Annotated in this window: 1 protein-coding gene; it reads left to right on the top strand. The window is 67.9% G+C overall.

Features of this window, described 5'->3' with window-relative positions; all coding sequences use genetic code 11:
• Positions 1-368 (top strand): glycosyltransferase family 2 protein (locus AC1DYK_RS36285; protein ID WP_478170672.1); only part of this gene is annotated, 368 nt, incomplete at both ends.

Raw genomic sequence — 368 nt, forward strand, 5'->3', positions numbered from 1 at the left:
GTGCAGGGATACATCCGGGAGTGCATCGACTCCGTACTGCAGCAGGACTTCACCGACTTCGAGATCGTCGCCGTCGACGACTGCTCGCCGGACGGTTCCGGCGAGATCCTGGACGAGTTCGCCCGTCGCGACACCCGTGTGCGCGTCCTGCACCTCGGTGAGAATGTGGGTCTGGGCCGCGCCCGCAACGCCGGCATCGAACAGGCGACCGGTGACTATCTGCTGTTCCTGGACAGTGACGACACCCTTGCGCCCGGCGCCCTGGGCGCCATCGCCCGGCGGCTCGACGCGACAGACGATCCCGACATCCTGATCTTCGACTACACGCGCGCCTACTGGGACGGCCGGCGCCTGCCGAACCAGCGCGC

This window comes from Variovorax sp. P2_H12, from assembly GCF_056403395.1.